This window comes from Streptomyces sp. NPDC032126 (assembly GCF_055580085.1).
This window is the reverse complement of record NZ_JBVIMA010000013.1, coordinates 1-24,687: the sequence shown is the minus strand read 5'-3', so window position 1 is coordinate 24,687 and position 24,687 is coordinate 1. Positions and strand designations below refer to the sequence as shown.

Below are 24,687 nucleotides of genomic sequence, written 5' to 3'. Positions count from 1 at the left end.
CCGTATCCCCCACGCTGGGGGGGAAAAAAAAAAGGAAGAAAAAAAGAGGGGGGGAAAAAAGAAGGCGGGGGGGGAAAAGGGGGGGGAGGGGCCCCCCCCCCCCCCCCCCGCCCCCTGCTGCCGCATCGCGGGTGTTACGGAACGACCTTCTCGATCGCCACGTTGCCCACGCCCGCGGCCGTGCCGTGCGCGTTCACCAGCTGGACCCGGCCGAAGAAGGCCCGGCCCTCGGGGGCGGCGGCCGCCGCGGTGACGGTCGCGGAGACCGTCGTGGAGGCGCCCGTGGCCAGCTTCACCGGCGTCGCCGCGACATCGACGGTGCCGAGGGAGGCCGAGAAGAAGACGTCCCGGTAGTCGTACGCGGTGGAGCCGGACGGCACCGAGTAGCCCACGACCTCGATGGTGTAGGTACCGGCGGCGGGCGAGGGGATGGAGACCGCCTCTTCCGAGTCGCCGTCGGCGGACTGGGCGACCTGCTTGCCGTTGGCGTCCTTGACCGTCAGGTCGAGGTCGGCGGAGGTGTCGGAGACCTTGCCGATGGCGACGTCGAGCGAGGTGGCGCCCTCGGGCACCACGACCGTGGTGGTCTGGGTCTCGCCCTGCTTGATGGTCGGGCGGGTCGTCTTGGACGAGCCGAGCGCGCCGCCGGTCAGCTTGCCGTCGATCGCGGCGAAGCCGTTCGTCACGGTCCAGGAGACGGGGGCCGGGGTGCCGACCTTCGCCTCGGGCACGGTCACGGTCGCCGGGGCGAACGTCGCGCCGAGCACGGTGACGTCCAGGTTGTACGGGTTGTCGAGCAGCGGCGACGTACGGCGCGACTCGACCTCGATCTCCCAGACACCGGCCTGCGGGTCGGCGTACGAACGCACGTCCGGCTTGCAGCCGTTGCCGTCGAGGTAGTTGTTGTAGCAGTACGGCGTCGAGGTGTTGTCCGACGGGGTGCCGTACGGGTGGATCGCGATGAAGCGCGTCTGGCTCTTGTCCTTCAGCCCGCCGATCGCCACCTCGAGGGACTTGGCGCCCTCGGGCACGGTCACGAAGTAGGACTGGAAGCTGTTGCGCTGCACGGTGTTGGACGCGGAGAACGTGTGGTTCACCGGCGTCGACACCACGACCGTGGTGAGGATCTGCTTGTCCACGCCCTCGGTCTTCGGGTCGTCGACCTCCAGGATGGCGCTCTTCAGGCCGGCCGAGCGGGGCTTGGCCTCGACCTTGACGGTGACCGGCTTGTTCAGCGGCAGCTTCACCTCGTCGTCGCCGACGATCCTGAAGGTGTCACCGGCGTTGTTCTCGAAGTGCAGCTCGTGGCGGATCGCCTTGTCCGCGCCGGACGTACGGGTGATGGTGACGTCGTACGTCTTCTTCTGGCCGGCCTTCAGGCCGCCCTCGCGGTCGTAGAGGCCGGTGCCGAAGCCCGGCTCCTTCAGCGCGGAGTCGAGCGCGGTGTCGACCGGGGCCTTCACCGTGTAGTCGTGGGCGGAGGCGCCGTCCTTGATGGCGTCCCAGGCGTCCACGATGTTGATCAGGCCCGCGCCCTCCTCGTACGCCTGCACACCCTTGATGTGGTCGGCGGTCGAGGTCAGGGCCGTGCGCAGGGTCGCCGGGGTGAGGGCGATGCCCTTCTGCTTGGCGGCGCTCAGCAGCAGCGCGGAGGCACCGGCGGCCTGCGGGGAGGCCATCGAGGTGCCCTGGAGCATGGAGTAGCCGGCCGGCAGCGTGTAGCCCGACTCGGCGACCGGGGAGCCCGGCAGCCAGGTCTGGGTGGTGTTGATGGAGGCGCCGGGCGCGGTCAGGGTCGGCGTGAAGCCGCCGTCCTCACGCGGGCCGCGCGAGGAGAAGGGCAGCATCGCGTACTTCTTCTCCACGATGGAGCCGTAGTTGGAGGCCCAGGTCTCCTTGGAGATGGACGCGCCGACCGAGATGACCTTGTCGGCCAGACCGGGGTCGCCGATGGTGTTGGCGCCGGGGCCGGAGTTGCCCGCGGAGATCACCAGCTGCACGCCGTAGGTGTCGATCAGGCGGGTGTACAGCTCGGCGCGCGCGTTGTTGCCGTCGTTCAGCGCGGGCAGGCCGCCGATCGACATGTTGACGATGTCGACGCCGCGGTTGACGACGAGGTCGATCATGCCCTCGGTGAGCGCGACGTTGGTGCAGCCGCCGGTCCAGCTGCAGGCACGCGAGGAGACGATCTTCGCGCCCGGGGCCGCGCCGTTCATCTTGCCGCCGAACAGGCCGTTGGCGGAGGTGATGCCGGCGACGTGGGTGCCGTGCTCGGACTCGATGACGCCGATGTTGACGAAGTCGGCCTTCTTGCCGACCCAGTCGCCGCCGTAGGGGTCGGTCGGGACGTCCTTGCGAATCTCGACGACGAACGGCTGGCGCTCGACGACGTCGGTCGACGGGTTGTCGGTGCCGAAGTAGCCGATCTGGTAGCCGTCCTTGTACGGCTTCATCGGCGTGTCGTCGGTGAAGTCGAAGTTGTTGTTCAGGTCGACGCGGACGGTGCCGGCGGCCGGGTCGTAGAGGATGCCCCAGGCGTCGGTGGTGTCGCCGTCGCGGTTCGCGTCGCCCTTGGCGTCGCCGCCGGCGGTGGCGGACTCGCGGAACAGGTTGAACTGGTAGTCGCCCGCGGGGGCCGTCCAGGTCGAGCCCGCGATGCTGAAGGTCGGGCCGCTGACCGGGTTGGTCATGCGCCGCCAGGTGCCGTCGCTGTCGGTGATCGGGTCGGTCGCCGTGACCCAGTCGACGATCTTGCGCTCACCGGTGGTCGTCTTCTGCAGGGCCGGGTGGCCGAGGTCGACGCCGGAGTCGAGGATGCCGATGGTGACGCCCCGGCCGTCCGCCTTCGGGTGGTCGTGCACGAAGTCCACCGCGCCCGTCTCGAAGGACGGGTTGTACGGGTTCTCGGCGGGGGTGTTCTTGTCCGGCGCGGCGTACGTCTTCGTCTTCGACGTCGCGGACCGGGAGCCCTGCGCGGTGTCCGCGACCGGCGTCGGGTCGTCGAGCGCGATCTCCTGGCGCAGGTCGATCGCGTGCACCGAGGACAGCTTCGCGGCGGCGGCGATGGCCGCGTCCGCCTTGCCGGTGGGGACGGTGGCGCGGACGTAGCCGAGCTTGTCGTAGGAGCGGCCGACGGAGCCGCCCTTGATGTCGTCGAGCTCCTCGGCGACCTGCTCGGTCTGTCCCGGCGCGGTCGCGACCATCAGCGTCACGTTCTTGTCGCCGTCGGCCTTGGCCTCGGCGAGGGCGTCGGCGTCGTCCGCGCCCAGCTTCTCGGCGGCGGACTTCACGGCCGGGTCGGCGGCGGGCGCCGGTTCGGCGGAGAAGGCCATCGGTATCGGTCCGGCCGCGGACAGTGCGGCCACCAGGCCGGCGGCCACGGCTATCCGGACCACCTGTCTGGCGCCCCGTATGGATTCGCGCTCGGGGGTGTGGGTCATCGGCATCCCTTGCAGGTGAAGGTGCGTGCACAGGACGACCGGGCTGGTCAGCGCCCGATCTCGACCGTCCGGAATGCGGTCCCGGACGATCGCACAGCTTTACGCAAGGGACAGGTATTTGGGGAGGGTTGACCGAATCGAAATGGACTGATGGGGAAAACCCCCTATGGACTTTGGGGAGATGGGGGGCGAAGTCCGACAAGTCGCCCGTTACCCCTTGTCCAGTTCAACTTTCCGCCACGAGTCCTTCGGTGCCTGGCTGTCAGGCGTCCTTCGGTGTGCGCCCGTCAGGCGTCCTTCGAGCGCGCGTAATGGCGGGACGCCTTCGCGCGGTTGCCGCAGGCCGCCATGGAGCACCAGCGGCGGGTGCCGTTCCGTGAGGTGTCGAAGAAGTGCAGGATGCACGCCTCGTGCGCGCAGGAACGGATCCGGTCCGGCGCGGTCGTGAGAAGCCGCAGGTAGTCACGGGCGGCGAGCCAGGCGGGACCCCAGGCCGGGTCGGTGAACTCCGCCGTCTCGCCGGGTCCGTCGGGGGTGAGGGTGACCCGGACGCGCCCGTGGCCGAGGACGGCGTCGACGGGCTCGGTGACGGACTCGTCGACCGCCCGGCGCAGCGCGTCCCGCGCCTGGAGCACGTGCCGCAGGGTGGGGTCGTCGGCGGTGAACCGGCCGTCGAGGCCGTTGGCCGCCAGCCATACCGCGAGCCCGCGCGTGTCCTGGAGCAGGTCCTGGACGGCCCCGTCCCGCATCCACCGCGTGTTGAGCAGATCGAGCGCGAGGGGCTCGCCGGTGAGAGGGCGGGGGTCGGCGGACATGCGGGGCTCCCTTCCGTACTAACCGGTCAAGAGTACGTGACAGGTTGCACCTCGCGAATCTAACCCCTAACATCGAGCACAGAGGTTAGACCGCCGCATTGGGCAGCCGAAGGGGAGAGCCATGACCTTGCGCACCGGACACATCGGCCTGAACGTGACCGACATCGACCGCTCGCTCGCCTTCTACCGCGACGTCCTGGGCTTCGCCGTGATCGGCGAGGGCAAGGAGGACGACCGGCGGTACGCGTTCCTCGGCGACGGCACCCGGCTCGTCCTCACGCTCTGGCAGCAGGCGCGGGGCTCGTACGAGGCGGACCGCGCCGGACTGCACCACCTCGCCTTCGAGGCGGACTCCATCGAGCGGGTCCGGGAGTACGAGACGGCCCTGCGCGCGTACGGCGTCGACTTCGCCTACGACGGCGTGGTCGCCCACCGCGAGGGCTCCGCGTCGGGCGGCATCTTCTTCCACGACCCGGACGGCACCCGCCTGGAGATCTCCGTGCCGACCGGCGCCGAGGGCGCCCCGGTGCCGAACCAGTCGGCTCCGACCTGCGGTTTCTTCTAGAGCCATGAGCGTCTTCCACGAGGGCTCGCGCGCGGTGCAGGACCGGCTCGGCGTCCGTGTGCAGGCCGACCATGTGGGCCGGTCCATCGGCGACGGCATCAAACCGGTCGCCGCCGCCTTCCTCGACATCCAGCCCCTGCTGATCCTGGGCGCGGCCGACCCGGACACGGGCGAGGTGTGGGCGTCGGCGCGCACGGGCCCGCCCGGCTTCGTCCGCGCCACCGGTCCGCACCGGATCTCCGTCGCCGGCCAGTCGCCCCCGGCCGCCCCGCTCGCGACGGCCCTCGCCACACCGGACACCCCCGTCGGCACCATCGCCCTCGACCCCCGCACCCGCCGCCGCATGCGGCTGAACGGCCGGCTGCGGCCCACGCCCGAGGGCTTCTCGATCACCGCCGACCAGGTGTTCTCCAACTGCCCCAAGTACCTCCAGCAGCGGCAGTCGTACGAGACCGTCGACCGCGCGCCGGAAGCGACCGTGCCCGGCGTCGAACTCACCGCCGAGCAGGCCGACTTCATCGCCGCGGCGGACACGTTCTTCCTGGCCACCGTGCGCGAGGGCGGAGCGGACGCCAGCCACCGGGGCGGCAACCCGGGCTTCGTCCGCGTGCCGTCACCCACCGAACTGAGCTGGCGGGACTACCCCGGCAACTCCATGTTCCTCACCCTCGGCAACCTGGCCGTCGACCCCCGCGCCGGCCTGCTGTTCCTGGACTGGGAGACCGGCCGCACCCTGGAACTCACCGGCCGCGCGCACACGTGCTACGCCCCCGACGGCACCCGCACGGTCCACTTCACCGTCACCGGAACCCTCGACACCCCGTCGGCCCTCCCCCTGCGCTGGTCCGCCCCCCAATACTCACCTGCCAATCCGACCGACAAGCCCTAACGTTCCGGTGTGCGACGGAACTTGAGGGTGGCGGCCTACGCCGTGTGTGTCCGGGACGGACGGCTCCTGCTCGCTCGCTCCCCGGGGCCCGACGGCACCCCGGAGTGGGTGCTGCCGGGCGGCGGTATGGAGCACGGCGAGGATCCGCACGACACCGTCGTCCGCGAGCTGCACGAGGAGACCGGCTACCGCATCGAGGTGACCGGTCTCCTCGGCGTGCACTCCTTCCGTACCACCTTCCCCCGCCGGGGCCTGCGCCGCGCGGTCGACCACCACGGGGTGCGCATGGTCTACGAGGCCCGGATCGCGGGCGGTGAGCTGCGCTACGAGATCGGCGGCTCCACCGATTTCGCGGCCTGGCACGATCTGGCCGACGTCGACGGCCTGACCAGGGTGCCGCTGATCGACGTGGCCCTGCGGATGTGGCGCGACCGCCCGCGTTTCGAGTAAATCCAGCGGACACGGACACGAGACGCCCCGTTCATCCAGACGAAACGTCCGTACCGCCTCATATCGGCTAACCCGCACTTTCACGGGGATGGCTTGATATGTGTGCAAGGCGGGTGGTCGAGTGCGCGCGACGAACGAACTGCGGGTCCTCTCCGTGTACGAGGGCTTCTTCTCCGGCGGTGCCCGGATCGTGCACAGCGATGTGCTCCTCGGCCTGCGCGAGGGCGGCCAGCGGCACCAGGTGCTCAGCGTCCACGGCGAGGTGACCCGCGAGGCCACCCGCCAGCGCATGGAGGACGACGCCTGCTACCGCACGCTCACGGCGGCGGGTGTCGGCGTCACCTCGCTCGGCCGGGTGTTCGAGGCGCGGGGTGCGAATCCGGCCGTCTTCACCGGCCCCGAGCTGGCCGACACGGCACGGGCGATGGCGGAGGCGGACGTCATCCTCTCCCTGAAGGAACAGCCCCTGGCGCTGCTGAACCAGGCGGGCCTGCCGCGCCGCCCGGTCGTGGTCTGCCTGCACCGCTCCGACCCGCAGAACCAGGGCCGCGCCCTCGACGACCTCAAGGCCGCGATCGCCGACGGGACGGTCACCGCGTGCGTGTGCTGCGCCGAGTCGACCAGGGCGGCCTACGAGGAGGCGGGCGTCCCGCGCGAGCTGCTCCACGTCATCCCCAACGGCGTCGACCTGATCCGCTTCCGCCCCGACGCGAGCCGGCGCCTCGCCCTGCGCACGGAGCTGGCCATCGACCCGTCGGCCCCGGTGGTCGTCTTCGCGGCCCGTTACGACGGCATGAAGAACGTCCCCCTGTTCCTGCGGTCCGCCGCGGCCTGGCTCCGCCGGCAGCCGCGGGGTCACGTCCTGATGTGCGGGGCGGGCATGACCTCGTCGAACCCGGGCCTCACGGCGGACATCGAGGCCGCGTTCGGCGCGGACGCGCACCTCGCGGACCGCGTCCACAGGCTGGGCGTGCGCGGCGACATGGAGACCCTGTACGCGGCGTCGGACGTGGTCTCCCTGACCTCGGCGTGGGGCGAGGCGGCCCCGCTGTGCCTGATCGAGGGGATGATGTGCGGGGCGGTACCGGTGTCGACGGACGTGGGAGACACCCCTCTGATCGTCGCGGGCCTGGGCGTCATCACGCCGCCGGACCCCGAGGCGATCGCGGCCGCCTGGACGGAGGCGATCACGCGGCGGGCGTCCTATGCCCCGGCCCTGGAGGCGAGCCGCGAGCGTTTCAGCCGCACGAGGATGATCGCGGCGTACGCGGATCTGCTCGACCATGTGACGACCGCGCGCGTCCCCACCTGACACGAGGAGGACCGCCGGGCGCGAGCCCGGCGGTCCTCCTCTCCCCTCCTGATGCGCCCCGGTCCCCCTACCGGGGCAGCACCACGACATAAGCGGCCGGATCCCGGTCGGCCGCCGCCATCAACGCCGTCCGCACCACCGCCGCCTGCTGTTCCATCCCCTCCCGCAGCTTCCTCGGCGTGAGGTACACGACCGTGATCCCCAGCCGCTCCAGATGCTCCCGCTTGCGCGCGTACTCCGACCACAGCGCGTCCTCGTCCTGCCGGGGCGCCCGCGTGTCCAGCTCGACGGCGACCGCCTGCTCGGGCCAGTACGCGTCGAGCCCGCCCAGGTGAGGCCCGCCGGGCAGCCGCAGATCGACGTTCCAGACGGGGTCGGGCAGCCCGTACCGCGTCACCATCTCGTACAGCCGGTCCTCGGCGATCGCCCGGCCCTCCGCGAGGAGGGAGTCCACGGCGTCCACGACATGCGGTCGGCCCAGCAGCTTCGCCCGGTTCAACTCCCGCACCACGGCCGCCGGTTCACAGTGTCCTCCGCGCACCGCCTCCGTCAGCAGCCGGCGTACGGCCCCCGCGTCCGTCAGCTCCGCCACCGCGTCGGCCAGCGCGCGCGGCACCGGGGCGACCGGCACTCCGGTCGCGTGTTCCGGCGTCGGCAGCGCGGCGGTACGGACGATGTGCGCACAGCCCGTCGAGCGCAGCCGGCGCAGGCGCGGGACCAGGACGTCGATCCGCTCCAGGGACGGCAGCGGGGGAGCCGACGAGAAGCCGTGGAGGTTCAAGGCCGCCAGGCCGGTGATCATCGCCTCGGAGTAGACGGGCCGGTGCGGGTCGTCCGCCGTCGGCTGGACCGGTACGCCGGGGGCCGACTCGCGCGCCGCGTACAGCAGCACCGCGTGCAGCCGTTCCTCGCTGGTCGGCGGGCCGGGGTGCAGCAGGTACACGCCCGGCAGGATCTGCTGCCAGGGCCCGCCGGCCCGGCACTGCTCGTTCATCTCGGACGGGGAGACGCCGTGCGAGCGCAGATGCGCCGTGGTCAGGACGCGCCGCTGGACGTCCGAGAGGTGGCGCAGGGGGCGGGGGGAGAGCGGGGTGTTGTGGTTCATGCGATCGGCATTCCGCTTCCGGTCCGCCCCTTAACCGCTGTTACGCGCCCGTCGACAAACCAGGACAAGCCCGCGCTAAAGGACGGGTGTTCGGATGCCGAGTAGGCACCGAAAACCCCTGGTCCGGATGGGTGGGACCAGGGGTTACGGTCATAATGGCCTGAATTTCGTAACGGTGGCCGTCCGTCGAATCATTGGCCAAAGCCGGGCGGCGTCAGCGGCCGGGTCGCACCCCGCCCCGACCCCCGACCCCCGGCCACCCCGCCGCCTCCGCTCACGCCTCCGCGTCGCGCGCCTGTCCCCGCAGGGCCCGTGCCAGGTCGTCGCGCGCCTCCAGGACCAGCCGGCGCAGCGCGGGCGCGGCGTCCTCGTGCGCCGACAGCCACGCGTCCGTCGCCGCCAGCGTCTCCGGGGAGTCCTGGAGCGACGGGAACAGGCCCGACACCACGTCCATGCCGATCTGGATGGACCGCTCGGCCCACACCCGCTCGATCGCCGCGAAGTACTTCTCGGCGTACGGCGCGATCAGCTCCCGCTGCGACGGCTGAGCGAAGCCCGCGATGGTGGCCCCCACCAGCGCGTTCGACAGCGCGTCCGACTCCACGACCTGCGCCCAGGCCTGCGCCTTGACCGCCTCCAGGGGCCGGGCGGCGAGGCAGCGGACCTGGTGGCGCTTGCCCGACGCCGTGTCGTCCCGGGCGAGCTCGGCGGCCAGCACGGCCTCGTCCGCGACGCCGTGCGCGGCCAGCGGCTCCAGGAACGACCAGCGCAGCTCCTGGTCGACCTCCAGCCCCTCGATGTCCTCCGTGCCGTCCAGCAGGCCCTTCAGCAGCTGGAGGTCGGCCCCGCCCGACGCCACCGTGGCGAAGAACCGCGCCCACGCCAGCTGGTGCTCGCTGCCCGGCGCGGCCTGGCGCAGCTCCTTCAGCGCGCCCTCGGCCAGCAGCCGCTCACCGGCCGCACGCCAGTCCGGCGCCGCGTAGTGGACCAGCGCCGAGTTCGCCCAGGCGTGCAGCATCTGGAGCACGCCGATGTCCGACTCCCGCCCGGCGAACCGCAGCACCAGGTCCACGAAGTCCCGGGCGGGCAGCAGCGCGTCGCGTGTCATGTTCCACAGCGCCGACCAGCACAGGGCGCGCGCCAGCGGGTCGGTGATGCCGCCCAGCGCCTCCCGCAGCGTGTCCAGCGACGTCTCGTCGAAGCGGGTCTTGCAGTACGTCAGGTCGTCGTCGTTGACCAGCACCAGCTCCGGCGCCTCGGCGCCCGCCAGCTCCGTCACGAGCGTGCGCGGGCCGGCGACGTCCGCCTCCGCCTGCGCGTACCGCTCCAGGGCGCCGGCCTCCGTACGGCGGTACAGGCCGACCGCGACGCGGTGCGGGCGCAGCTCGGGGTGGGACTCGGCGGCCTCCTGGAGCACCGCCAGCTCCTGGACGCGGCCATCGGCGTCCAGCAGGATCTGCGGGGTCAGCGAGTTGACGCCCGCCGTCTGCAGCCAGGCGCGCGCCCAGGTGCCCATGTCGCGGCCGCTGGTCTCCTCCAGGGCCGACAGCAGGTCGCCGAGGCGCGTGTTGCCGTAAGCGTGACGCTTGAAGTAGCGGCGGGCACCCTCCAGGAACGCGTCCTGACCGACGTACGCCACCAGCTGCTTGAGCACCGACGCGCCCTTGGCGTACGTGATGCCGTCGAAGTTCAGCTTGGCGTCCTCCAGGTCACGGATGTCGGCCGTGATCGGGTGCGTGGACGGCAGCTGGTCGGCCCGGTAGGCCCAGGCCTTGCGGCGGTTGGCGAAGGTGATCCAGGCGTCCTTGAAGCGGGTCGCGCCGACGTTCGCGAACGTGCCCATGAAGTCCGCGAAGGACTCCTTCAGCCACAGGTCGTCCCACCACTCCATGGTGACCAGGTCGCCGAACCACATGTGCGCCATCTCGTGCAGCACCACGTTCGCCCGGGCCTCGTACGACGCCTGCGTCACCTTGCCGCGGAAGATGAACTCCTCCCGGAAGGTCACCAGGCCCGGGTTCTCCATCGCGCCCAGGTTGTACTCGGGCACGAACGCCTGGTCGTACTTCCCGAAGGGGTACGGGTAGTCGAAGTGGTCGTGGAAGAAGTCCAGGCCCTGCTTGGTGACCAGGAAGACGTCGTCGGCGTCGAAGTGCGGCGCGAGGCCCTTGCGGCACAGCGCGCCGAGGGGGATCTCCAGCGTGGTGCCGTCGGCGAAGGTGCGGGAGTAGGAGTCCGTCACGTAGTGGTACGGGCCCGCGACGACGCAGGTGATGTACGTCGAGATCGGCTTCGTCTCCGCGAACCGCCAGACCCCGTCCGTCTGCTGCCCCGCGCCGTTGCTCCAGACCGTCCAGCCCTCGGGCGCGCGCACCTCGAAGCGGAAGGGGGCCTTGAGGTCGGGCTGCTCGAAGTTGGCGAAGACCCGACGGGAGTCCGCCGGTTCGTACTGCGTGTAGAGGTAGACCTCGCCGTCCTCGGGGTCGACGAAGCGGTGCAGGCCCTCGCCGGTGCGGGAGTAGGCGCACTGGGCGTCCACCACCAGCTCGTTCTCCGCAGCGAGGTCCTCCAGGGCGATCCGGGAGCCGTCGAAGACCTCGCTCGGGTCGAGGTCCTTGCCGTTGAGGGAGACCGCGGTGACGCTCGGGGCGATCAGGTCCGCGAAGCTGGTGGCGCCGGGTTCGGCGCAGCGGAAGCGGATCGTGGTGACCGAGCGGAAGGTGCGCGGCTCGCCCTGCGCGTCGCCGATGGCGGACCGCACGTCGAGGGAGACGTCGTACCCGTCGACGGACAGCAGGGCGGCCCGCTCCCGGGCTTCGTCACGGGACAGGTTCTCACCGGGCACGGGTGGCACTCCCTCGGGGTGGTGATCAGTCAAGCGGACAGCACCGATCCTGCCATGTGCCACTGACGCCGGGGAGCAGGGAACGGGTCGGGCGGCCGGTAATGACCGGAGCGGCCGGGAATGACGGTCGGGCCGCGGTTGTTCAAGCCTTCAAGTACCACGTCCTGAGGAGAGCCATGCCCGAGACCGCCGGCAGCACCACCGCCCCGACCCCCGTCGACTTCTGGTTCGACCCGCTGTGTCCCTGGGCCTGGATGACCTCCCGCTGGGTCCTGGAGGTGGAGAAGGTCCGTGACATCGAGGTGCGCTGGCACATCATGAGCCTGGCCGTGCTGAACGAGGACCGGCTCGACGAGCTCTCCGAGGGATACCGCGAGCTGCTCACCACCAAGGCGTGGGCGCCCGTGCGCGTGGTCACCGCCGCCTGGCAGAAGCACGGCGACGACGTACTCGGCCCCCTTTACACCGCGCTCGGCACCCGTGTCCACACCAACGGCGAGGGCCCCACGCGGGAGGCGCTCGTCGGCGCGCTCGCCGACGTCGGCCTGCCCGCCGACCTCATCGACTACGCCGACCAGGAGGACTTCGAGTTCGAGGCCGAGCTGCGCGCCTCCCACAAGGAGGGCATCAGCCAGGTCGGCCAGGACGTCGGCACCCCGATCATCTCCCTGCCCGGCCCCGACGGCGAGCAGATCGCCTTCTTCGGCCCGGTCGTCACCCCCGCCCCCAAGGGCGAGCAGGCGGCCCGCCTCTGGGACGGCACCATCGCGGTGGCATCGGTCCCGGGCTTCTACGAGATCAAGCGGACCCGCACCAAGGGCCCGGACTTCAGCAACCTGTAGGTCCGTAGGTCCCGTACGGCAGGAAGGCCCCCGCGAGTGACGTCACTCGCGGGGGCCTTCCTGATGCCGGCGTCAGCGCGTGGCGCGCCGGCGCTGCCAGGCGTAGCCGACTGTCGCCAGGAACAGCGTCATGCCGCCCGTCGAGTACAGCTGGATCCGGGTGTCCGGCTCGCGGGCCATCAGCACGAAGATCGCCGCCATGCCGGCCAGGGCCACCCAGGTCAGCACCGGGAACGCCCACATGCGGACGGTGAGCTTCTCCGGTGCCTCCCGTTCCAGTCGCCGGCGCAGCCGCAGCTGCGACACGGCGATGAAGACCCAGACGACGAGGATGACCGCGCCGATCATGTTCAGCAGCCAGCTGAACACGTCGTTCGGGCGCCAGTAGCTGAGGACCACGCACGCGAAGCCGAAGACGCAGGAGGCGAGGACGGCGATCCGCGGGACGCCGCCGGAGACCCGGCCCAGGGCCCGCGGACCCTGACCGCGCTGGACCAGGGAGTAGGCGATGCGCGAGGAGCCGTAGATGTTGGCGTTCATCGCCGACAGCAGGGCGACCAGGACGACCACCTTCATGACCTGCCCGGCGCCGGGGATGCCGAGTTCGTCGAGGGCGGCGACGTAGGGGCCCTTCTCGGCGATGGCCTTCGAGTCCCACGGAACGAGCGTCACCACGACCGCCATCGAGCCGATGTAGAACAGCGCGATGCGCCACATGGCCGTACGGACCGCGCTCGCCACGCCCTTGACCGGGTCCTCCGACTCGGCGGCCGCGATGGTCACCGTCTCCATGCCGCCGTAGGCGAACACCGAGGCGAGGATGCCGATGATCAGGCCCTCGCCGCCGCCGGGGAGGAAGTCGGTGAGATTGCTCGTGCCGGGGGAGTCCGTGCCGGGCAGCACGCCGAGGATCGCCAGGGTGCCGAGCACCAGGAACAGGCTGATCGCACCGACCTTCAGGGCCGCGAACCAGAACTCGAACTCACCGAAGTTCTTCACCGCGGCCAGGTTCGCGCCGCAGAAGACGACCATGAACAGCGCCACCCAGGCCCACTCCGGGGTACCCGGCAGCCAGCCCGTCACGATCTTCGCGGCGCCGATGCCCTCCAGGCCCACGGCCGTGCAGAGCAGCACCCAGAAGGACCAGCCCGCGGTGAAGCCCGCCCAGGGGCCGATGGCCCGTTCGGCGTGCGCGGAGAAGGAGCCCGAGGAGGGGTGGGCGGCGGACATCTCGCCGAGCATCCGCATCACCAGCATCACGAGGAGACCGGAGAGGCTGTAGGCGACGACGATCGAGGGACCGGCGGCGGCGATACCGGCGCCGGATCCCACGAAGAGCCCGGCGCCGATGACTCCGCCGAGGGCGATCATCGACAGATGGCGCTGCTTGAGGCCGTGGGAGAGGGGCACGCCGTCCTGCTGCTGCGGCGGTGTAGGTGTCCCGACGGTGGTGGTGCTGGGCATGGGCGCGGCTCGTCCAATGCGTGAGATGGGCAAAAACGCCCCACAGTCTGGGCGGGGACCGGGGAGGAGGGCATCGCTGTCCGCTATCCGGACAGCAAGGGCACGTTCCGTGATCAGGACATGGCATGTGAGCGAGGCCGCGCGGGCCCCGTGACCTGCGTCACCGCCCGGTGGGTGTAGGGCGCAGTCTTTGTACGGAGCACACCAAGCCCGCCCGCCCCCCTTTGTCGACTACTGACCGTGATCGGGCGGAGCCCCTGGGATAGCGTCGACGCGTCCCCTTGTGCCCCCGATCCGCGGAGTCCCCATGAGCACCGCCGCCCCCGCCGCCCGCACCGGGCAGGTCCTCGCCGACCTGCTTCCGGCCTCCCGCGTCCGCGACCTCGCCCTGGTCGTCGGCGGCGCCGCCCTCACCGGCCTCGCGGCCCAGCTGTCGGTGCCCGTGCCCGGCTCCCCGGTCCCGGTGACCGGCCAGACCTTCGCCGCGCTGCTCGTCGGCACCTCCCTCGGCGCCGGCCGCGGCTTCCTCTCCCTCGCCCTGTACGCACTGCTGGGCGTCGCCGGCGTGCCGTGGTTCGCGGAGGGCTCCTCCGGCGCGGCCGCCCCGTCGTTCGGCTACATCCTCGGCATGCTGCTGGCCTCGACCGTCGTCGGCGCGCTGGCCCGCCGCGGCGCCGACCGCGGCGTGTGGCGGACGGCGGCCACCATGCTGCTCGGCACGGCGATCATCTACGCCATCGGCGTCCCGTACCTCGCCCTGGCGACCGGCATGTCCGCCTCCGCCGCGATCGCCGCCGGCCTCACGCCGTTCCTGATCGGCGACGCCCTGAAGGCCGCCCTGGCGATGGGCCTGCTGCCCACCGCCTGGACGCTCGTCGACAAGCGTTAGTCAACGCTCGGTCCCCGGCGTTCGCCGGGTTCAGTTCCAGCTGAAGAGGTTCGCCGGGTCGTACCGCGACTTGAGGTCGGCGAGCCTCTTCGCCGTTTCCGCGTCGAAGAGGCCCTCGGTGCGGTCCCCGGTGCCGAAGGCGAAGCTGACCGACCGTCCGATGGTGTCCGGCGCGAGCAGCTCGAACAGCGGGTCGAGCAGCGCCCGCCCCGCCGCCCACTCCCCGGGCGCCAGCAGCCGCATCACGAACCGCCCCTCACGGTGGGGCACCGCGTTCGGCGCGGACCGCGCGAGCGCGCCCCCGAGGTGATTGAGCTGTACGACGCACCGCCCGAGGGCGTCCGGCCCGGTGCGGGCGATCAGCTCGGCGGCCCGCTCCAGATCCAGCTCCCGCAGCACGGCGCTGTCCCCGTAGTAGGCGTGCGGGAAGTCGGGGTCGGTGTGGATCGTGTGGCTCTCGGCGTACGGCATCTCCCGCAGCGTGTCGAACAGGGCCGGGCCCAGCTCCCGCAGCGGTGCGACGAGTTCGGCGCCGTCCGGGCCGGTGTACGCGACGCGGACCGCGATCACGTACCGCCCCCGCAGATGCGGCGGCAGCGCCGGCAGGTCCGGGTACGGCACGGCGACGAGGCACGAGGTCAGCCCGTCCGGCACGGTCCGCGTCCACGCCTCGTACGCGCGCAGCGCCGCCACCGGGTCGATCTCCCGGCCGTCGAAGCCGAGCGCGCCGCCGTAGAGCGTGGCCACGGGGACGAGGTCGATCTCCAGCTCGGTGACGACGCCGAGGCCGTGGCCGCCCCCGAGCAGGCCCCAGTAGAGCTCGGAGTCCGGGGTGACATGGCGCAGTTCGCCGTCGGCGGTGACGACGTCCAGGGAGCGGACGTGGTCGGCGGCGTACCCGAACTCCCGGGCCAGGATGCCCAGTCCGCCGGCGAGGGTGTAGGAGACGGCGCCGACGCTGGGCGCGGAGCCATTGAGCGGGGCGAGCCCGTGCGGTGCGGCGGCGGCGACCACCTGGCCCCATCGCACGCCCGCCTGGACGCGGACGGTACGGGCCTCGGGGTCGACGGTCAGGCCGTCCATGCGACGCGTGGAGATCAGCAGGCCGCCCTGCGAGCTGCCCGGCAGCCCGTGTCCTGTGGCCTGCACCCGGACGGTCAGACCGCGCTCGGCCGCGTGGCGTACGGCGGCGACCACGTCCTCGGCGCCGGAGGCGATGGCGATCACCTCGGGCTTTCGTCCGAACCCGGTCTGGAATCCCGCGAGTTCGTCGTCGTAGCCGGGGTCGCCGGGGCTGAGAAGGGTCGGTGCGGTGTCCTTGGAGAAGGTCATGAGGGACAGCATGGCCGGATTACCTGACGGCTCGCGTCAGGTAATCCGGCCGATCGCGATCAGTTCTGGCCAGATCGGGCGGGCCGCCGCCGCGACCACCACAGACCCGCCGCGCCCGCCGCGAGAAGGGCGCCGCCGGCCGCGCCCAGCGGCAGGACGTCACGGTCGAAGCCGGTGTTCGGCAGCCGGTCCCCGCCCGGCCCGACCGGCTTGTTGTCGGTGCCGAGCAGCAGCGGGGTGGCGGGCGCGTTCGGCGACGGATTGGTCGTCCCGAACGGCACCGGCCCCTGCTGCCAGTACGTCTTCTTGCCGTCGCCGGTCTGCACGGGCAGACAGATCTTCCCGGTCCCGGCGAGATCGAACGTCGCGTCCACCGCGTACGACTTCGACGCCCCGGCCGCCAGATCGTCGATGGGGCAGGAGAACCCGCTGTTCGAGCCCTTCGGGAGATCCCCGGTGGCAATAGCCGAACAACCCTGAACGTTTTTGACCGTCAGTCCGTCGAAACCGACGACCAGAAGCCGGATCTTTCCGCTGTTCTTGGTCCCCTCGTTCTTCACCGTGGCGGTGATCGCCGTCTCTTTCGAGCTGTTGTCCACCGAGATTTTCTCCGGCAGTGACGTGGTCGGCTTCACGCCCGCCGGTGCCGCGTCCACGGCCTTTCCCCCTTTTCCGCTCCCGGGCCCCTGGTCATCCGCGACGGCGGTGGCGGAAAGGATCAACATCGCCGAGAAAGATGCTGTGACCAGCGATCCTGTGATGGCCGTCAGTCGCGTCGGCATACGACGAGAACTCATGTTCGCCCCCCTTGGCTGCGCCTGAATTCGCAGTACTTGAAGAGGTACCACAAGATTTCTCCGCACTATGCTGGTACCGCCTGAAGTGTGACCATTGTGTTTCAGTCGGGACGGCAGATGGAGGGGGTGCGGCGGATTGCCGGGGAATATGGGAAATATGGGGAGCGGCGGCAGCGGCGGTATACCGGGGCTGCTGGTGACGGGCCGATATCGGTTGGTCGAAATCATCGGACAGGGGGGAATGGGGCGGGTGTGGCGGGCCGCCGACGAAATGCTCCACCGGCAGGTCGCGGTGAAGGAGATACGCATCGACGGCCTCGACGCCGAGGACATCCGCACCCGCCGTGAGCGCACCCTCCGGGAGGCCCGGGCCACCGCCCGCATCGACCACCCCAACGTCGTACGGGTCTACGACGTGGTCGACGAGGGCGAACGCCTGTGGATCGTCATGGAGTTGGTCGCCGGCCGCTCCCTGGAGCGGATCATGGCCGAAGACGGCCCCCTGGGCCCCCGCGAGGCCGCCCGGATCGGGCTCGGCCTGGTCGCCGCCCTGCGCCAGGTGCACGCCGGGGGCGTCCTGCACCGGGACATCAAGCCCGGCAACGTGCTGGTCGAGTCCGGCGGGCGGCGGGTCGTGCTGACCGACTTCGGCATCGCCGCCATCCAGGACGCGAAGGCGCTCACCATGGTCGGCATGCTGGTCGGCTCACCCGACTACATGGCCCCCGAGCGCGTCTCCGGCCGCCCCCAGGGCCCGCCGTCCGACATCTGGTCCCTGGGCGCCACCCTGTGCGCCGCCCTGGCCGGCCACTCCCCGTTCTCCCGCGACACGACCCTGGCGACCCTGCACGCGGTCCTCTACGAGGAGCCCGAACTGCCCGCCTCGGCAGGGCCGTTGTCACGCATCCTGGCGGCCCTGCTGACCAAGGAGCCGGAGACCCGCCCGACCCTGACCGAGGTGGACGAGGCACTCGGGCCGGTGGCGTATCCGGTACGACAGGGCCGACCCGTCGATCTGGCCAAACGCACGGCGCCGGCGACGCCTTCGTTGCCCGTGCAGCCCGTGTCACCGGCGCCCGTACGGCCCGAACAGCCTGAATCACCGGCGCCCGCACAGCCCGTAACGCCCGTATCTCCGCCGCCCGTACGACCCGGGACCCCACCTCCACCCCCGCACCCGGCGTCCCCGCACCCCGAGTCCCCGGCCGGTGGGTCCCCGCATCCGGCGGAGGCCCTCACCCTCTGCGCCGGGCCCAGGATCTCCACCGCTCCCACCCGTTCCGCACCCGCGCCGGACCCGGACCGAGGGCGGCGCCGCGCGGGCCGTCGTACGAGTGGACGGACCGCCCTGCTGGCCGCCGCCGGAGTCGTGACCGCCGGGGTCGTCGCGGCGGTCGTGCTGGCGGTCGCCCCTGGGGCGCACCACGATGAGGGCGCCACGGCGGCACCGGCGCAGGCCTCCTCCGGAGCCCCGGCCTCGGCCCTCGGCACGACGTCCCCCTCGCCCACCGTGGAGGGCACCGCCCGCCCCCGCAGCCTGCCGCCGGGCGCGCACCAGGAGGCGGGCGGATACGCGTGGGCGACACCGAAGGGCTGGCAGCGGGATGTGAAGACGGGCGCGGAGGTGCACTACACGTCCCCGGACGGCACCCAGGAGCTCGTGGCGAAGTCGTCCCTGGCCCGGGGCGACCTCATGGAGAGCTGGCGGACGTCGGAGCAGAACGCCCACCAGGGGCGGGACTACCGGAAGATCCGCCTGGAGGAGACGACGTTCCGGGACCGGCCGGCGGTCGTCTGGGAGTACACCTTCACGCTTCAGGGCACCCGCTGGCACGCCCGGCTCCTCGGCTTCGACGAGGACGGCAAGTCGTACCAGATCAACACCTGGTACCGGCCGGGAGTGGAGGCGGATGCCCTGAAGACCTACGAGAAGGTGAAGGACAGCTTCACCGTGCTGTGACGGCTGGGGCCGTCCTAACGTGCGGCGTCGACTTCGGCCCTGCCCCTGGCCACCTTCTCCTTCACGAAGGAGACGGCCAGCACGACCGCCGCGACCAGTAGCGACAGCAGCACGGTCTCGCGTCCGTCGTGCTCGGTGTCGGTCAGCATGTAGCCGAGGACGAAGACGATGAGCGCGATGGCCGCCCACGTCAGGTACGGGTACAGCCACATCCGCACGACGAGCCTGTCCGGCGTCTCGGCCTGGATGATCTTCCGCATGCGCAGCTGCGAGAAGCAGATGGCCAGCCACACGAAGAGGGCGACCGCGCCGGAGGAGTTGACGAGGAAGAGGAAGACGGTGTCCGGGTAGGCGTAGTTGAAGAACACCGCGACGAAGCCGAACACGACCGACGCGAGGATGGCGGCCATCGGCACGCCGCGCGAGGTGGTCCGGGCGAACGCCTTCGGGGCGTCGCCCCGCTCGCCGAGCGAGAAGGCCATGCGGGAGGCCGTGTACAGCCCGGAGTTGAGGCACGACAGCACCGAGGTCAGCACGATGAAGTTCATGATCTGACCGGCGTGCGCGATCCCGAGGGAGTCCAGGGCGGCGACGTAGGAGCCCTTGTCGGCGATCGACTTGTCGTTCCACGGCAGCAGCGTCACGACCACGAAGATCGACCCGAGGTAGAAGACGCCGATGCGCCAGATGATGCTGTTCGTCGACTTGGTGACGGCCCGCTGCGGGTCCTCGGACTCGCCGGCGGCCAGGGTGGCGATCTCGCTGCCCATGAAGGAGAAGACGACGAGCAGGACACCGGTGAGGATGGCGCCGGGCCCGTTGGGCAGGAAGCCGCCGTGGTCGGTGAGGTTGCCGAGACCGGCCTTGTCGGCGTCGACGCCGGGCAGCACACCGAAGACGGCGAGGCCGCCGACGACGATGAACGCGGCGATGGCGACGACCTTGATACCGGCGAACCAGAACTCGAACTCACCGTAGGAGGCGACGGAGACGAGGTTCGTGGCGGTCAGCACCACCATCACGATGAGCGCCCAGCCCCACTGGGGCACGGCCGGGACCCACGATTCCAGGATCTTGGCGCCGGCGGTCGCCTCGACGGCGAGCACGACGACCCAGAAGAACCAGTACAGCCAGCCGATGGAGAAGCCGGCCCAGCGGCCGAGCGCCCGGTCGGCGTGGGCGGAGAAGGAACCCGAGGTCGGGTTGGCGGCGGACATCTCGCCCAGCATCCGCATCACCAGCACCACGAGCGTGCCGACGAGGGCGTAGGAGAGGAGGATGCCGGGTCCGGCGGTGGCGATTCCGGAACTGGAACCGACGAAGAGGCCGGCGCCGATGACACCGCCGATGGCGATCATCGACAGATGCCGGTTCTTGAGCCCTGCGTGGAGGCCGGATCCGGGTTCTCCGGTGGGGTTCGGCCGGCCGGGTGCGGCCTTCGACAAGGTCGGCTGCGAGGTCATGGATGGATTTCCTTTGCGCCGCTTGAGGGGACTCCCGTACGAGCGGTGTACGAGCCGGTCCAGTGAATCGGAGGTGAATGGATTCGGAAACCTATGATTCCGGATCGTTACTTGAGGTTTTCCTGAGGTTCTGTAGTATTCGCCCGGTGGGGTGCGCCCCGTTCGGCGCCCGGAACCCGGCCCTGCGGGTCGGCAACCCGCATGTCACACTGCATGCCATGCGCGTGTATCTCGGCTCGGACCATGCGGGCTACGAACTCAAGAACCACCTCGTCGACTGGCTGAAGGCGGCCGGTCACGACCCCGTCGACTGCGGCCCCCACATCTACGACGCCCAGGACGACTACCCGCCCTTCTGCCTCCGCGCCGCGGAGCGGACGGCCGCGGACCCCGACTCCCTCGGCATCGTCATCGGCGGCTCCGGCAACGGTGAGCAGATCGCCGCGAACAAGGTCAAGGGCGTCCGCGCGGCCCTCGCCTGGAGCGAGGAGACGGCGGCGCTGGGCCGCCAGCACAACAACGCCAACGTCGTGGCGGTGGGCGCGCGCATGCACAGCCAGGAGGAGGCGACGAAGTTCGTCGAGATCTTCCTGGGCACGCCGTTCTCGCAGGACGAGCGCCACATCCGCCGCATCGACATGCTGTCGGGGTACGAGACGACGGGCGACCTGCCGCCGATCCCGGCGCATCACCCGCAGCAGTAGGTCAGCAGTAGGGCTTTGCGCTCACCCATCACCCCACTGGAAACGGGTGGTGGGTGGGCATAGGTCAGGGGGCCCAGGGGGCGGAGCCCCTTGGCGGGGTCCGGGGCAGAGCCCCGGGACGACGGTCACGAAGGGAAACGCAGCTGTGCCGGAAGGGCACACGATCCACCGCCTGGCCCAGGACTACGCCGGCGCGTTCCTCGGCACGACCCCCCGCCTGACCAGCCCCCAGGGCAAGTTCACCGACGCCACCGACCTCCTCACCGGCGCCGAACTCACCCACACCGAGGCCCACGGCAAACACCTCTTCCTCGGCTTCCGCGACACCGACTGGATCCACATCCACCTCGGCCTCTTCGGCAAGGTCACCTTCGGCGCCGCCCCCGCACCCCCGCCCACGGACACCGTCCGCCTCCGCCTCGCGACCAGCACGGCGTACGTCGACCTGCGCGGCCCGACGACCTGCGCCCTGATCACGGACGCGGAGAAGCGCGCGATACACGACCGCCTCGGCCCCGACCCCCTCCGCGACGACGCCGACCCCCAGGCCGCGTACCGACGGATCTCCCGCAGCCGTACGACGATCGCGGCCCTCCTCATGGACCAGAAGGTCGTCGCCGGCGTCGGCAACGTCTACCGCGCCGAAGTCCTCTTCCGGCACGGCATCGACCCGTACCGCACCGGCAGGGACATCACCCCCGCCGAGTGGGACGCCCTCTGGCACGACCTCGTCGCCCTCATGCGCGAGGGCGTGCGCAACAACCGCATCGACACGGTCCGCCCCGAGCACACCCCGGAGGCGATGGGCCGCCCGCCCCGCGTGGACGACCACGGCGGCGAGGTCTACGTCTACCGCCGGGCCACCCTCCCCTGCCACCTCTGCGGCGACGGCATCCGCACCGCCGACCTGGCGGCCCGCAACCTCTTCTGGTGCCCGACCTGCCAGAAACCCTGAGACCGCCCGACCGACACTTCGTGCCGGAGCCACCGGCGCTCCAGAAGTCGTACGGACGCGGGCCGGTCGTACGCCATGGACCCATGCCTACCAGGGCAATTCGGGACAAGCGAGGGGATTTCTCTCTCCTGCCACGCGAGCGCTTTCCGTGCCGTTCACTGTGAAGTCGGGCCTCGGACGGGGGACAAGTGGGACCTCCCGTGCCAAGCGACGGGTTCGATGGATAGGGTCCCGAACTAATGGCAGCAGGACGAGAGCGGCGCTCGGAAGCCGAGACGTTCACGGCCCGGTTGAAGCACCTGATGCACCGGGTCCGCACCGGCGTGCGCAAAAGCGCCGTCGACTACTTCCGCGGCGACGGATCCGACTGGATCGCGCTGGCCGGCCTGCTGCTCACGATCCCGCTGATCGCCGCCACCACCCTCGTCAACGAGGTGTGGTGCTCCCCGGCCGCCCTGGTCCTCCCGATCGTGGCCGGCGGCATCCTGCTGCGCCCGGCGAGCCTGCTCGGCCTGTACGCGGCGGCCGCCACGGCCCTGATCGTCGAATCGGTGCGGCTCGGCCCGTACACCGAGGGCCCCTCCAGGGTCACCCCGGGCGTGGTCCTCGTCGTGGCGGCATGCGGTTTCTTCGGCCTGCTGATCGCCCAGTTCCGCAGCAGGGTGGGCGTGCCCTGGCGGCGCGGCGGCACGATGCTCTTCGACCTGCGCGAGCGCATCCGGGTGCAGAGCAAGCTGCCGAAGCTCCCGCAGGGCTGGCACCGAGAGATGGCGCTGAGACCGGCCGGGGGCCAGTCGTTCTCCGGTGACTTCGTTGTCGCGGCACGCACCAACGGCGGCCGGACCCTGGAGGTCGTCCTCACCGACGTCTCCGGCAAGGGCATGGACGCCGGGTCGCGCGCCCTGCTTCTCTCCGGCGCCTTCGGCGGCCTGCTCGGCTCCCTGCCCCCGCACGCCTTCCTCCCCGCCGCCAACGGCTATCTCCTCCGCCAGGACTGGGATGAGGGCTTCGCCACCTCCATCCACCTGGTCCTCGACCTGGACTCCGGGGACTACGAGCTGTACTCCGCGGGCCACCCGCCGGGCCTCCAGCTCAGCGCGGGCAGCGGCCGCTGGGAGGAGAAGGCGGCCGAGGGCCCACTGCTGGGGGTGTACGACGGCGCCCAGTTCGACCCGGTGAAGGGCTCGCTGCGGCCGGGGGACGTACTGATGCTGTTCACGGACGGCCTGGTGGAGACGTCCGACCGCGACATCGTCGAGGGCATCGACCGGCTGACCGGCGAGGCCGACCGCTATGTGGCCGGCGGCTTCCAGGGTGCGGCCTGGCATCTGATCGAGGCGGTCGCGAAGGACGTCAACGACGACCGGGCCCTGCTGCTGATCTGCCGCGAGGGCCCCACGGCGACGGCACCGCCCGCCTCCCTGCCAACTCCCTACTGACAGACGCACGTTGGCCGTGCCCGTTGTGCGAGGATCGAGAGGATTGCCCTCTCCGGTCGGTCATGTGTTTGTGCCACGTCCGTAACTGGCGGGGGTTATCGATTGCATGAGCAATGGGGGAGTTGCTACAGATGAGATGCGCGGGCCGCGCCAAGGCGGCCCGTGACGAGAGACCCTCATGGGGGAGGCGGGTTCGGGTATGAAGTTCGACATGGGTGCGCAGACGCTGTCGACGCTGATGCGTGATTCGCGTGGTTCGAGTGATGAACTGGGTACGTTGATCCGGTTGTTGGTGCAGGCGGCGCAGCCGTTGGAGGGGAAGTTCAACGGTACGGGTCGGCAGCGGTTCGATGCGTTCAAGGCGCGTGCGGATGAGATCACGAGTGAGTTGAACGGGTCGTTGTCGGCGATCCTGGGTGGTCAGTCGGGGATGGAGTCGGCGTTCGCTTCTGGTGATCAGGAGCAGGGTGAGAACGCGCAGCAGCAGATGGCAGCTGCGAACTTCGACGCGGCCCGGTTCGGTGCCCGTTAGAGCTGCTGGTCGGCTGAGTCAGGTTTTCTTCTTCTTCACGGGGAGTGTGTGATGGCGGGTTCGGGTCAGGATCGTCGGTCGTACGACATTGGTGCGTCGACGGATGCGCAGGGGAACATCCAGGCGGTGGTGGCGCGTCTGGAGACGGTGATCGGTGAGCGTGACCGTCAGGTGAAGGCTGCGATGGCGGACTTCACGGCGGATGGTGTGGCGGATGAGTACCACGGCAAGGAGCAGCGGTGGACGAACGCGTCGAACGAGGTGAAGAACATCATCGCGCTGCTGAAGTCGACGCTGGAGAAGAACGACGGTACGGCGCAGTCGACGCTGGCGAAGGCCAAGTCGGCGGTCGACAACATCGGCTGACACGCCGCTGAGTCGGATCTGTAGTTCCTGATGTACGGGGGTTGATCGTGCCTGGCTGGGATCTGAAGCCGCAGGGTATTTCGCATGTGCTGAAGACGACCGGTGAGACGGCGGGGCATCTGGAGACGCACGCGAAGTCGTTCGGCGACAATCTGTCGTCGGCGGCAACCAGCGCGGGCACGATCTCCGCGGACGCGCCGGCGGCGGACGGCAAGCAGGCGGCGGGCGGTCTCGTAGCGCTCGCCCTGTCGCAGTGGGCGGAGCGGTCGTCGAAGGACCTGCAGTTCGTGGCCGCGAGGGCCGGCAAGTCGTTGCAGGGTGTGGTCGACGCGACGACGGCGTACCTGAACGGTGACGAGGAGATGGCGGCCGAGGCGCAGCGCAACACCCTCGCCGCCCCGAAGATCGATGCCCCGGGGGTGGGCAAAGCGTGATCAAGCCTGATCAGATTCCTCAGTTCACCGGCAATCTGGCCCAACTGGAGCTGGACCACGCCGCGTTGAAGAAGGACGCGACGAACATC

The 24,687-nt window shown here is 70.7% G+C and carries 21 protein-coding genes; 13 read left to right on the top strand and 8 right to left on the bottom strand.

The window, feature by feature from the left end:
• Positions 1 to 134: 134 nt before the first annotated feature.
• Together ACZ5NW_RS34840 and ACZ5NW_RS34835 are read right to left on the bottom strand one after the other, a co-directional pair.
• On the bottom strand, positions 135 to 3,440 hold the full coding sequence (locus ACZ5NW_RS34840) for a S8 family serine peptidase (protein WP_468748028.1): 3,306 nt from the start codon (positions 3,438 to 3,440) through the stop codon (positions 135 to 137).
• A gap of 287 nt (positions 3,441 to 3,727) precedes the next feature.
• Complete coding sequence (locus ACZ5NW_RS34835; protein ID WP_468748027.1) at positions 3,728 to 4,255, bottom strand: CGNR zinc finger domain-containing protein; 528 nt, start codon at positions 4,253 to 4,255, stop codon at positions 3,728 to 3,730.
• Between the two features lie 121 nt (positions 4,256 to 4,376).
• Here ACZ5NW_RS34835 and ACZ5NW_RS34830 point away from each other — a divergent pair, with 121 nt between their 5' ends.
• The 4 genes from ACZ5NW_RS34830 to ACZ5NW_RS34815 all read left to right on the top strand — a co-directional run bounded on the left by ACZ5NW_RS34830 (position 4,377) and on the right by ACZ5NW_RS34815 (position 7,471).
• Positions 4,377 to 4,820, top strand: a complete 444-nt coding sequence (locus ACZ5NW_RS34830) for a VOC family protein (RefSeq protein WP_468748026.1) — start codon at positions 4,377 to 4,379, stop codon at positions 4,818 to 4,820.
• Between the two features lie 4 nt (positions 4,821 to 4,824).
• Positions 4,825 to 5,709 carry a pyridoxamine 5'-phosphate oxidase family protein gene (locus ACZ5NW_RS34825; RefSeq protein WP_468748025.1) on the top strand — a complete coding sequence of 295 codons (885 nt, stop codon included), beginning with the start codon at positions 4,825 to 4,827 and terminating at the stop codon, positions 5,707 to 5,709.
• 9 nt (positions 5,710 to 5,718) lie between these two features.
• Positions 5,719 to 6,159 carry an NUDIX hydrolase gene (locus ACZ5NW_RS34820; protein WP_468748024.1) on the top strand — a complete coding sequence of 147 codons (441 nt, stop codon included), beginning with the start codon at positions 5,719 to 5,721 and terminating at the stop codon, positions 6,157 to 6,159.
• A 121-nt stretch (positions 6,160 to 6,280) separates the two neighbouring features.
• On the top strand, positions 6,281 to 7,471 hold the full coding sequence (locus ACZ5NW_RS34815) for a glycosyltransferase (protein WP_468748023.1): 1,191 nt from the start codon (positions 6,281 to 6,283) through the stop codon (positions 7,469 to 7,471).
• Positions 7,472 to 7,538: 67 nt separating this feature from the next.
• On the opposite strand, the gene ACZ5NW_RS34810 is transcribed toward ACZ5NW_RS34815, so the two are convergent.
• Both ACZ5NW_RS34810 and pepN read right to left on the bottom strand, forming a co-directional pair.
• Entirely contained in the window at positions 7,539 to 8,576 is a 1,038-nt protein-coding gene (locus tag ACZ5NW_RS34810; protein WP_468748022.1) for a hypothetical protein, read from the bottom strand.
• A gap of 274 nt (positions 8,577 to 8,850) precedes the next feature.
• Positions 8,851 to 11,421, bottom strand: a complete 2,571-nt coding sequence (pepN, locus tag ACZ5NW_RS34805) for an aminopeptidase N (protein WP_468748021.1) — start codon at positions 11,419 to 11,421, stop codon at positions 8,851 to 8,853.
• A gap of 176 nt (positions 11,422 to 11,597) precedes the next feature.
• On the opposite strand from pepN, the gene ACZ5NW_RS34800 reads away from it, so the two are divergent.
• Positions 11,598 to 12,263 (top strand): mycothiol-dependent nitroreductase Rv2466c family protein, encoded by a 666-nt coding sequence (locus ACZ5NW_RS34800; protein ID WP_468748020.1) that lies wholly within the window; start codon positions 11,598 to 11,600, stop codon positions 12,261 to 12,263.
• Positions 12,264 to 12,335: 72 nt separating this feature from the next.
• Here ACZ5NW_RS34800 and ACZ5NW_RS34795 read toward each other — a convergent pair whose 3' ends face one another.
• Complete coding sequence (locus ACZ5NW_RS34795) at positions 12,336 to 13,727, bottom strand: amino acid permease (protein WP_468748019.1); 1,392 nt, start codon at positions 13,725 to 13,727, stop codon at positions 12,336 to 12,338.
• A gap of 307 nt (positions 13,728 to 14,034) precedes the next feature.
• Here ACZ5NW_RS34795 and ACZ5NW_RS34790 point away from each other — a divergent pair, with 307 nt between their 5' ends.
• Positions 14,035 to 14,616 (top strand): biotin transporter BioY, encoded by a 582-nt coding sequence (locus tag ACZ5NW_RS34790; protein WP_468748018.1) that lies wholly within the window; start codon positions 14,035 to 14,037, stop codon positions 14,614 to 14,616.
• A gap of 30 nt (positions 14,617 to 14,646) precedes the next feature.
• Here the strand turns inward: ACZ5NW_RS34790 and ACZ5NW_RS34785 are convergent, their stop codons facing one another.
• Entirely contained in the window at positions 14,647 to 15,948 is a 1,302-nt protein-coding gene (locus tag ACZ5NW_RS34785) for an FAD-binding oxidoreductase (protein WP_468748017.1), read from the bottom strand.
• A gap of 59 nt (positions 15,949 to 16,007) precedes the next feature.
• A complete protein-coding gene (locus ACZ5NW_RS34780) occupies positions 16,008 to 16,745 on the bottom strand; it encodes an LPXTG cell wall anchor domain-containing protein (protein ID WP_468748134.1) in 738 nt (245 codons plus the stop codon).
• A gap of 241 nt (positions 16,746 to 16,986) precedes the next feature.
• Between ACZ5NW_RS34780 and ACZ5NW_RS34775 the strand changes: the two genes are divergently transcribed.
• Positions 16,987 to 18,705 carry a serine/threonine-protein kinase gene (locus ACZ5NW_RS34775; RefSeq protein WP_468748016.1) on the top strand — a complete coding sequence of 573 codons (1,719 nt, stop codon included), beginning with the start codon at positions 16,987 to 16,989 and terminating at the stop codon, positions 18,703 to 18,705.
• Positions 18,706 to 18,719: 14 nt separating this feature from the next.
• Here ACZ5NW_RS34775 and ACZ5NW_RS34770 read toward each other — a convergent pair whose 3' ends face one another.
• Positions 18,720 to 20,168, bottom strand: a complete 1,449-nt coding sequence (locus ACZ5NW_RS34770; protein WP_468748015.1) for an amino acid permease — start codon at positions 20,166 to 20,168, stop codon at positions 18,720 to 18,722.
• A gap of 218 nt (positions 20,169 to 20,386) precedes the next feature.
• Between ACZ5NW_RS34770 and ACZ5NW_RS34765 the strand changes: the two genes are divergently transcribed.
• From ACZ5NW_RS34765 to ACZ5NW_RS34740, 6 genes are all read left to right on the top strand, one after another.
• Positions 20,387 to 20,872 (top strand): ribose-5-phosphate isomerase, encoded by a 486-nt coding sequence (locus ACZ5NW_RS34765; protein WP_468748014.1) that lies wholly within the window; start codon positions 20,387 to 20,389, stop codon positions 20,870 to 20,872.
• 145 nt (positions 20,873 to 21,017) lie between these two features.
• Entirely contained in the window at positions 21,018 to 21,827 is an 810-nt protein-coding gene (locus tag ACZ5NW_RS34760) for an Fpg/Nei family DNA glycosylase (protein WP_468748013.1), read from the top strand.
• A 239-nt stretch (positions 21,828 to 22,066) separates the two neighbouring features.
• Entirely contained in the window at positions 22,067 to 23,266 is a 1,200-nt protein-coding gene (locus ACZ5NW_RS34755; protein ID WP_468748012.1) for a SpoIIE family protein phosphatase, read from the top strand.
• Between the two features lie 199 nt (positions 23,267 to 23,465).
• The gene (locus ACZ5NW_RS34750; RefSeq protein WP_468744536.1) at positions 23,466 to 23,798 is read left to right on the top strand and encodes a hypothetical protein; all 333 of its coding nucleotides are present in this window, start codon (positions 23,466 to 23,468) and stop codon (positions 23,796 to 23,798) included.
• Positions 23,799 to 23,849: 51 nt separating this feature from the next.
• Positions 23,850 to 24,164, top strand: a complete 315-nt coding sequence (locus ACZ5NW_RS34745) for a pore-forming ESAT-6 family protein (RefSeq protein WP_468748011.1) — start codon at positions 23,850 to 23,852, stop codon at positions 24,162 to 24,164.
• A gap of 44 nt (positions 24,165 to 24,208) precedes the next feature.
• The gene (locus tag ACZ5NW_RS34740) at positions 24,209 to 24,598 is read left to right on the top strand and encodes a DUF6507 family protein (protein ID WP_468748133.1); all 390 of its coding nucleotides are present in this window, start codon (positions 24,209 to 24,211) and stop codon (positions 24,596 to 24,598) included.
• Positions 24,599 to 24,687 lie beyond the last annotated feature (89 nt).

Coding starts and splice junctions, on each gene's coding strand:
- ACZ5NW_RS34745 (WP_468748011.1), top strand. CDS start 23,850: ATGGCGGGTTCGGGTCAGGATCGTCGGTCGTACGACATTGGTGCGTCG.
- ACZ5NW_RS34790 (WP_468748018.1), top strand. CDS start 14,035: ATGAGCACCGCCGCCCCCGCCGCCCGCACCGGGCAGGTCCTCGCCGAC.
- ACZ5NW_RS34775 (WP_468748016.1), top strand. CDS start 16,987: ATGGGGCGGGTGTGGCGGGCCGCCGACGAAATGCTCCACCGGCAGGTC.
- ACZ5NW_RS34810 (WP_468748022.1), bottom strand. CDS start 8,576: ATGAACCACAACACCCCGCTCTCCCCCCGCCCCCTGCGCCACCTCTCG.
- ACZ5NW_RS34785 (WP_468748017.1), bottom strand. CDS start 15,948: ATGACCTTCTCCAAGGACACCGCACCGACCCTTCTCAGCCCCGGCGAC.
- ACZ5NW_RS34825 (WP_468748025.1), top strand. CDS start 4,825: ATGAGCGTCTTCCACGAGGGCTCGCGCGCGGTGCAGGACCGGCTCGGC.
- ACZ5NW_RS34795 (WP_468748019.1), bottom strand. CDS start 13,727: ATGCCCAGCACCACCACCGTCGGGACACCTACACCGCCGCAGCAGCAG.
- ACZ5NW_RS34750 (WP_468744536.1), top strand. CDS start 23,466: ATGAAGTTCGACATGGGTGCGCAGACGCTGTCGACGCTGATGCGTGAT.
- ACZ5NW_RS34830 (WP_468748026.1), top strand. CDS start 4,377: ATGACCTTGCGCACCGGACACATCGGCCTGAACGTGACCGACATCGAC.
- ACZ5NW_RS34780 (WP_468748134.1), bottom strand. CDS start 16,745: ATGAGTTCTCGTCGTATGCCGACGCGACTGACGGCCATCACAGGATCG.
- ACZ5NW_RS34765 (WP_468748014.1), top strand. CDS start 20,387: ATGCGCGTGTATCTCGGCTCGGACCATGCGGGCTACGAACTCAAGAAC.
- ACZ5NW_RS34835 (WP_468748027.1), bottom strand. CDS start 4,255: ATGTCCGCCGACCCCCGCCCTCTCACCGGCGAGCCCCTCGCGCTCGAT.
- ACZ5NW_RS34755 (WP_468748012.1), top strand. CDS start 22,067: ATGGCAGCAGGACGAGAGCGGCGCTCGGAAGCCGAGACGTTCACGGCC.
- ACZ5NW_RS34770 (WP_468748015.1), bottom strand. CDS start 20,168: ATGACCTCGCAGCCGACCTTGTCGAAGGCCGCACCCGGCCGGCCGAAC.
- ACZ5NW_RS34840 (WP_468748028.1), bottom strand. CDS start 3,440: ATGACCCACACCCCCGAGCGCGAATCCATACGGGGCGCCAGACAGGTG.
- ACZ5NW_RS34800 (WP_468748020.1), top strand. CDS start 11,598: ATGCCCGAGACCGCCGGCAGCACCACCGCCCCGACCCCCGTCGACTTC.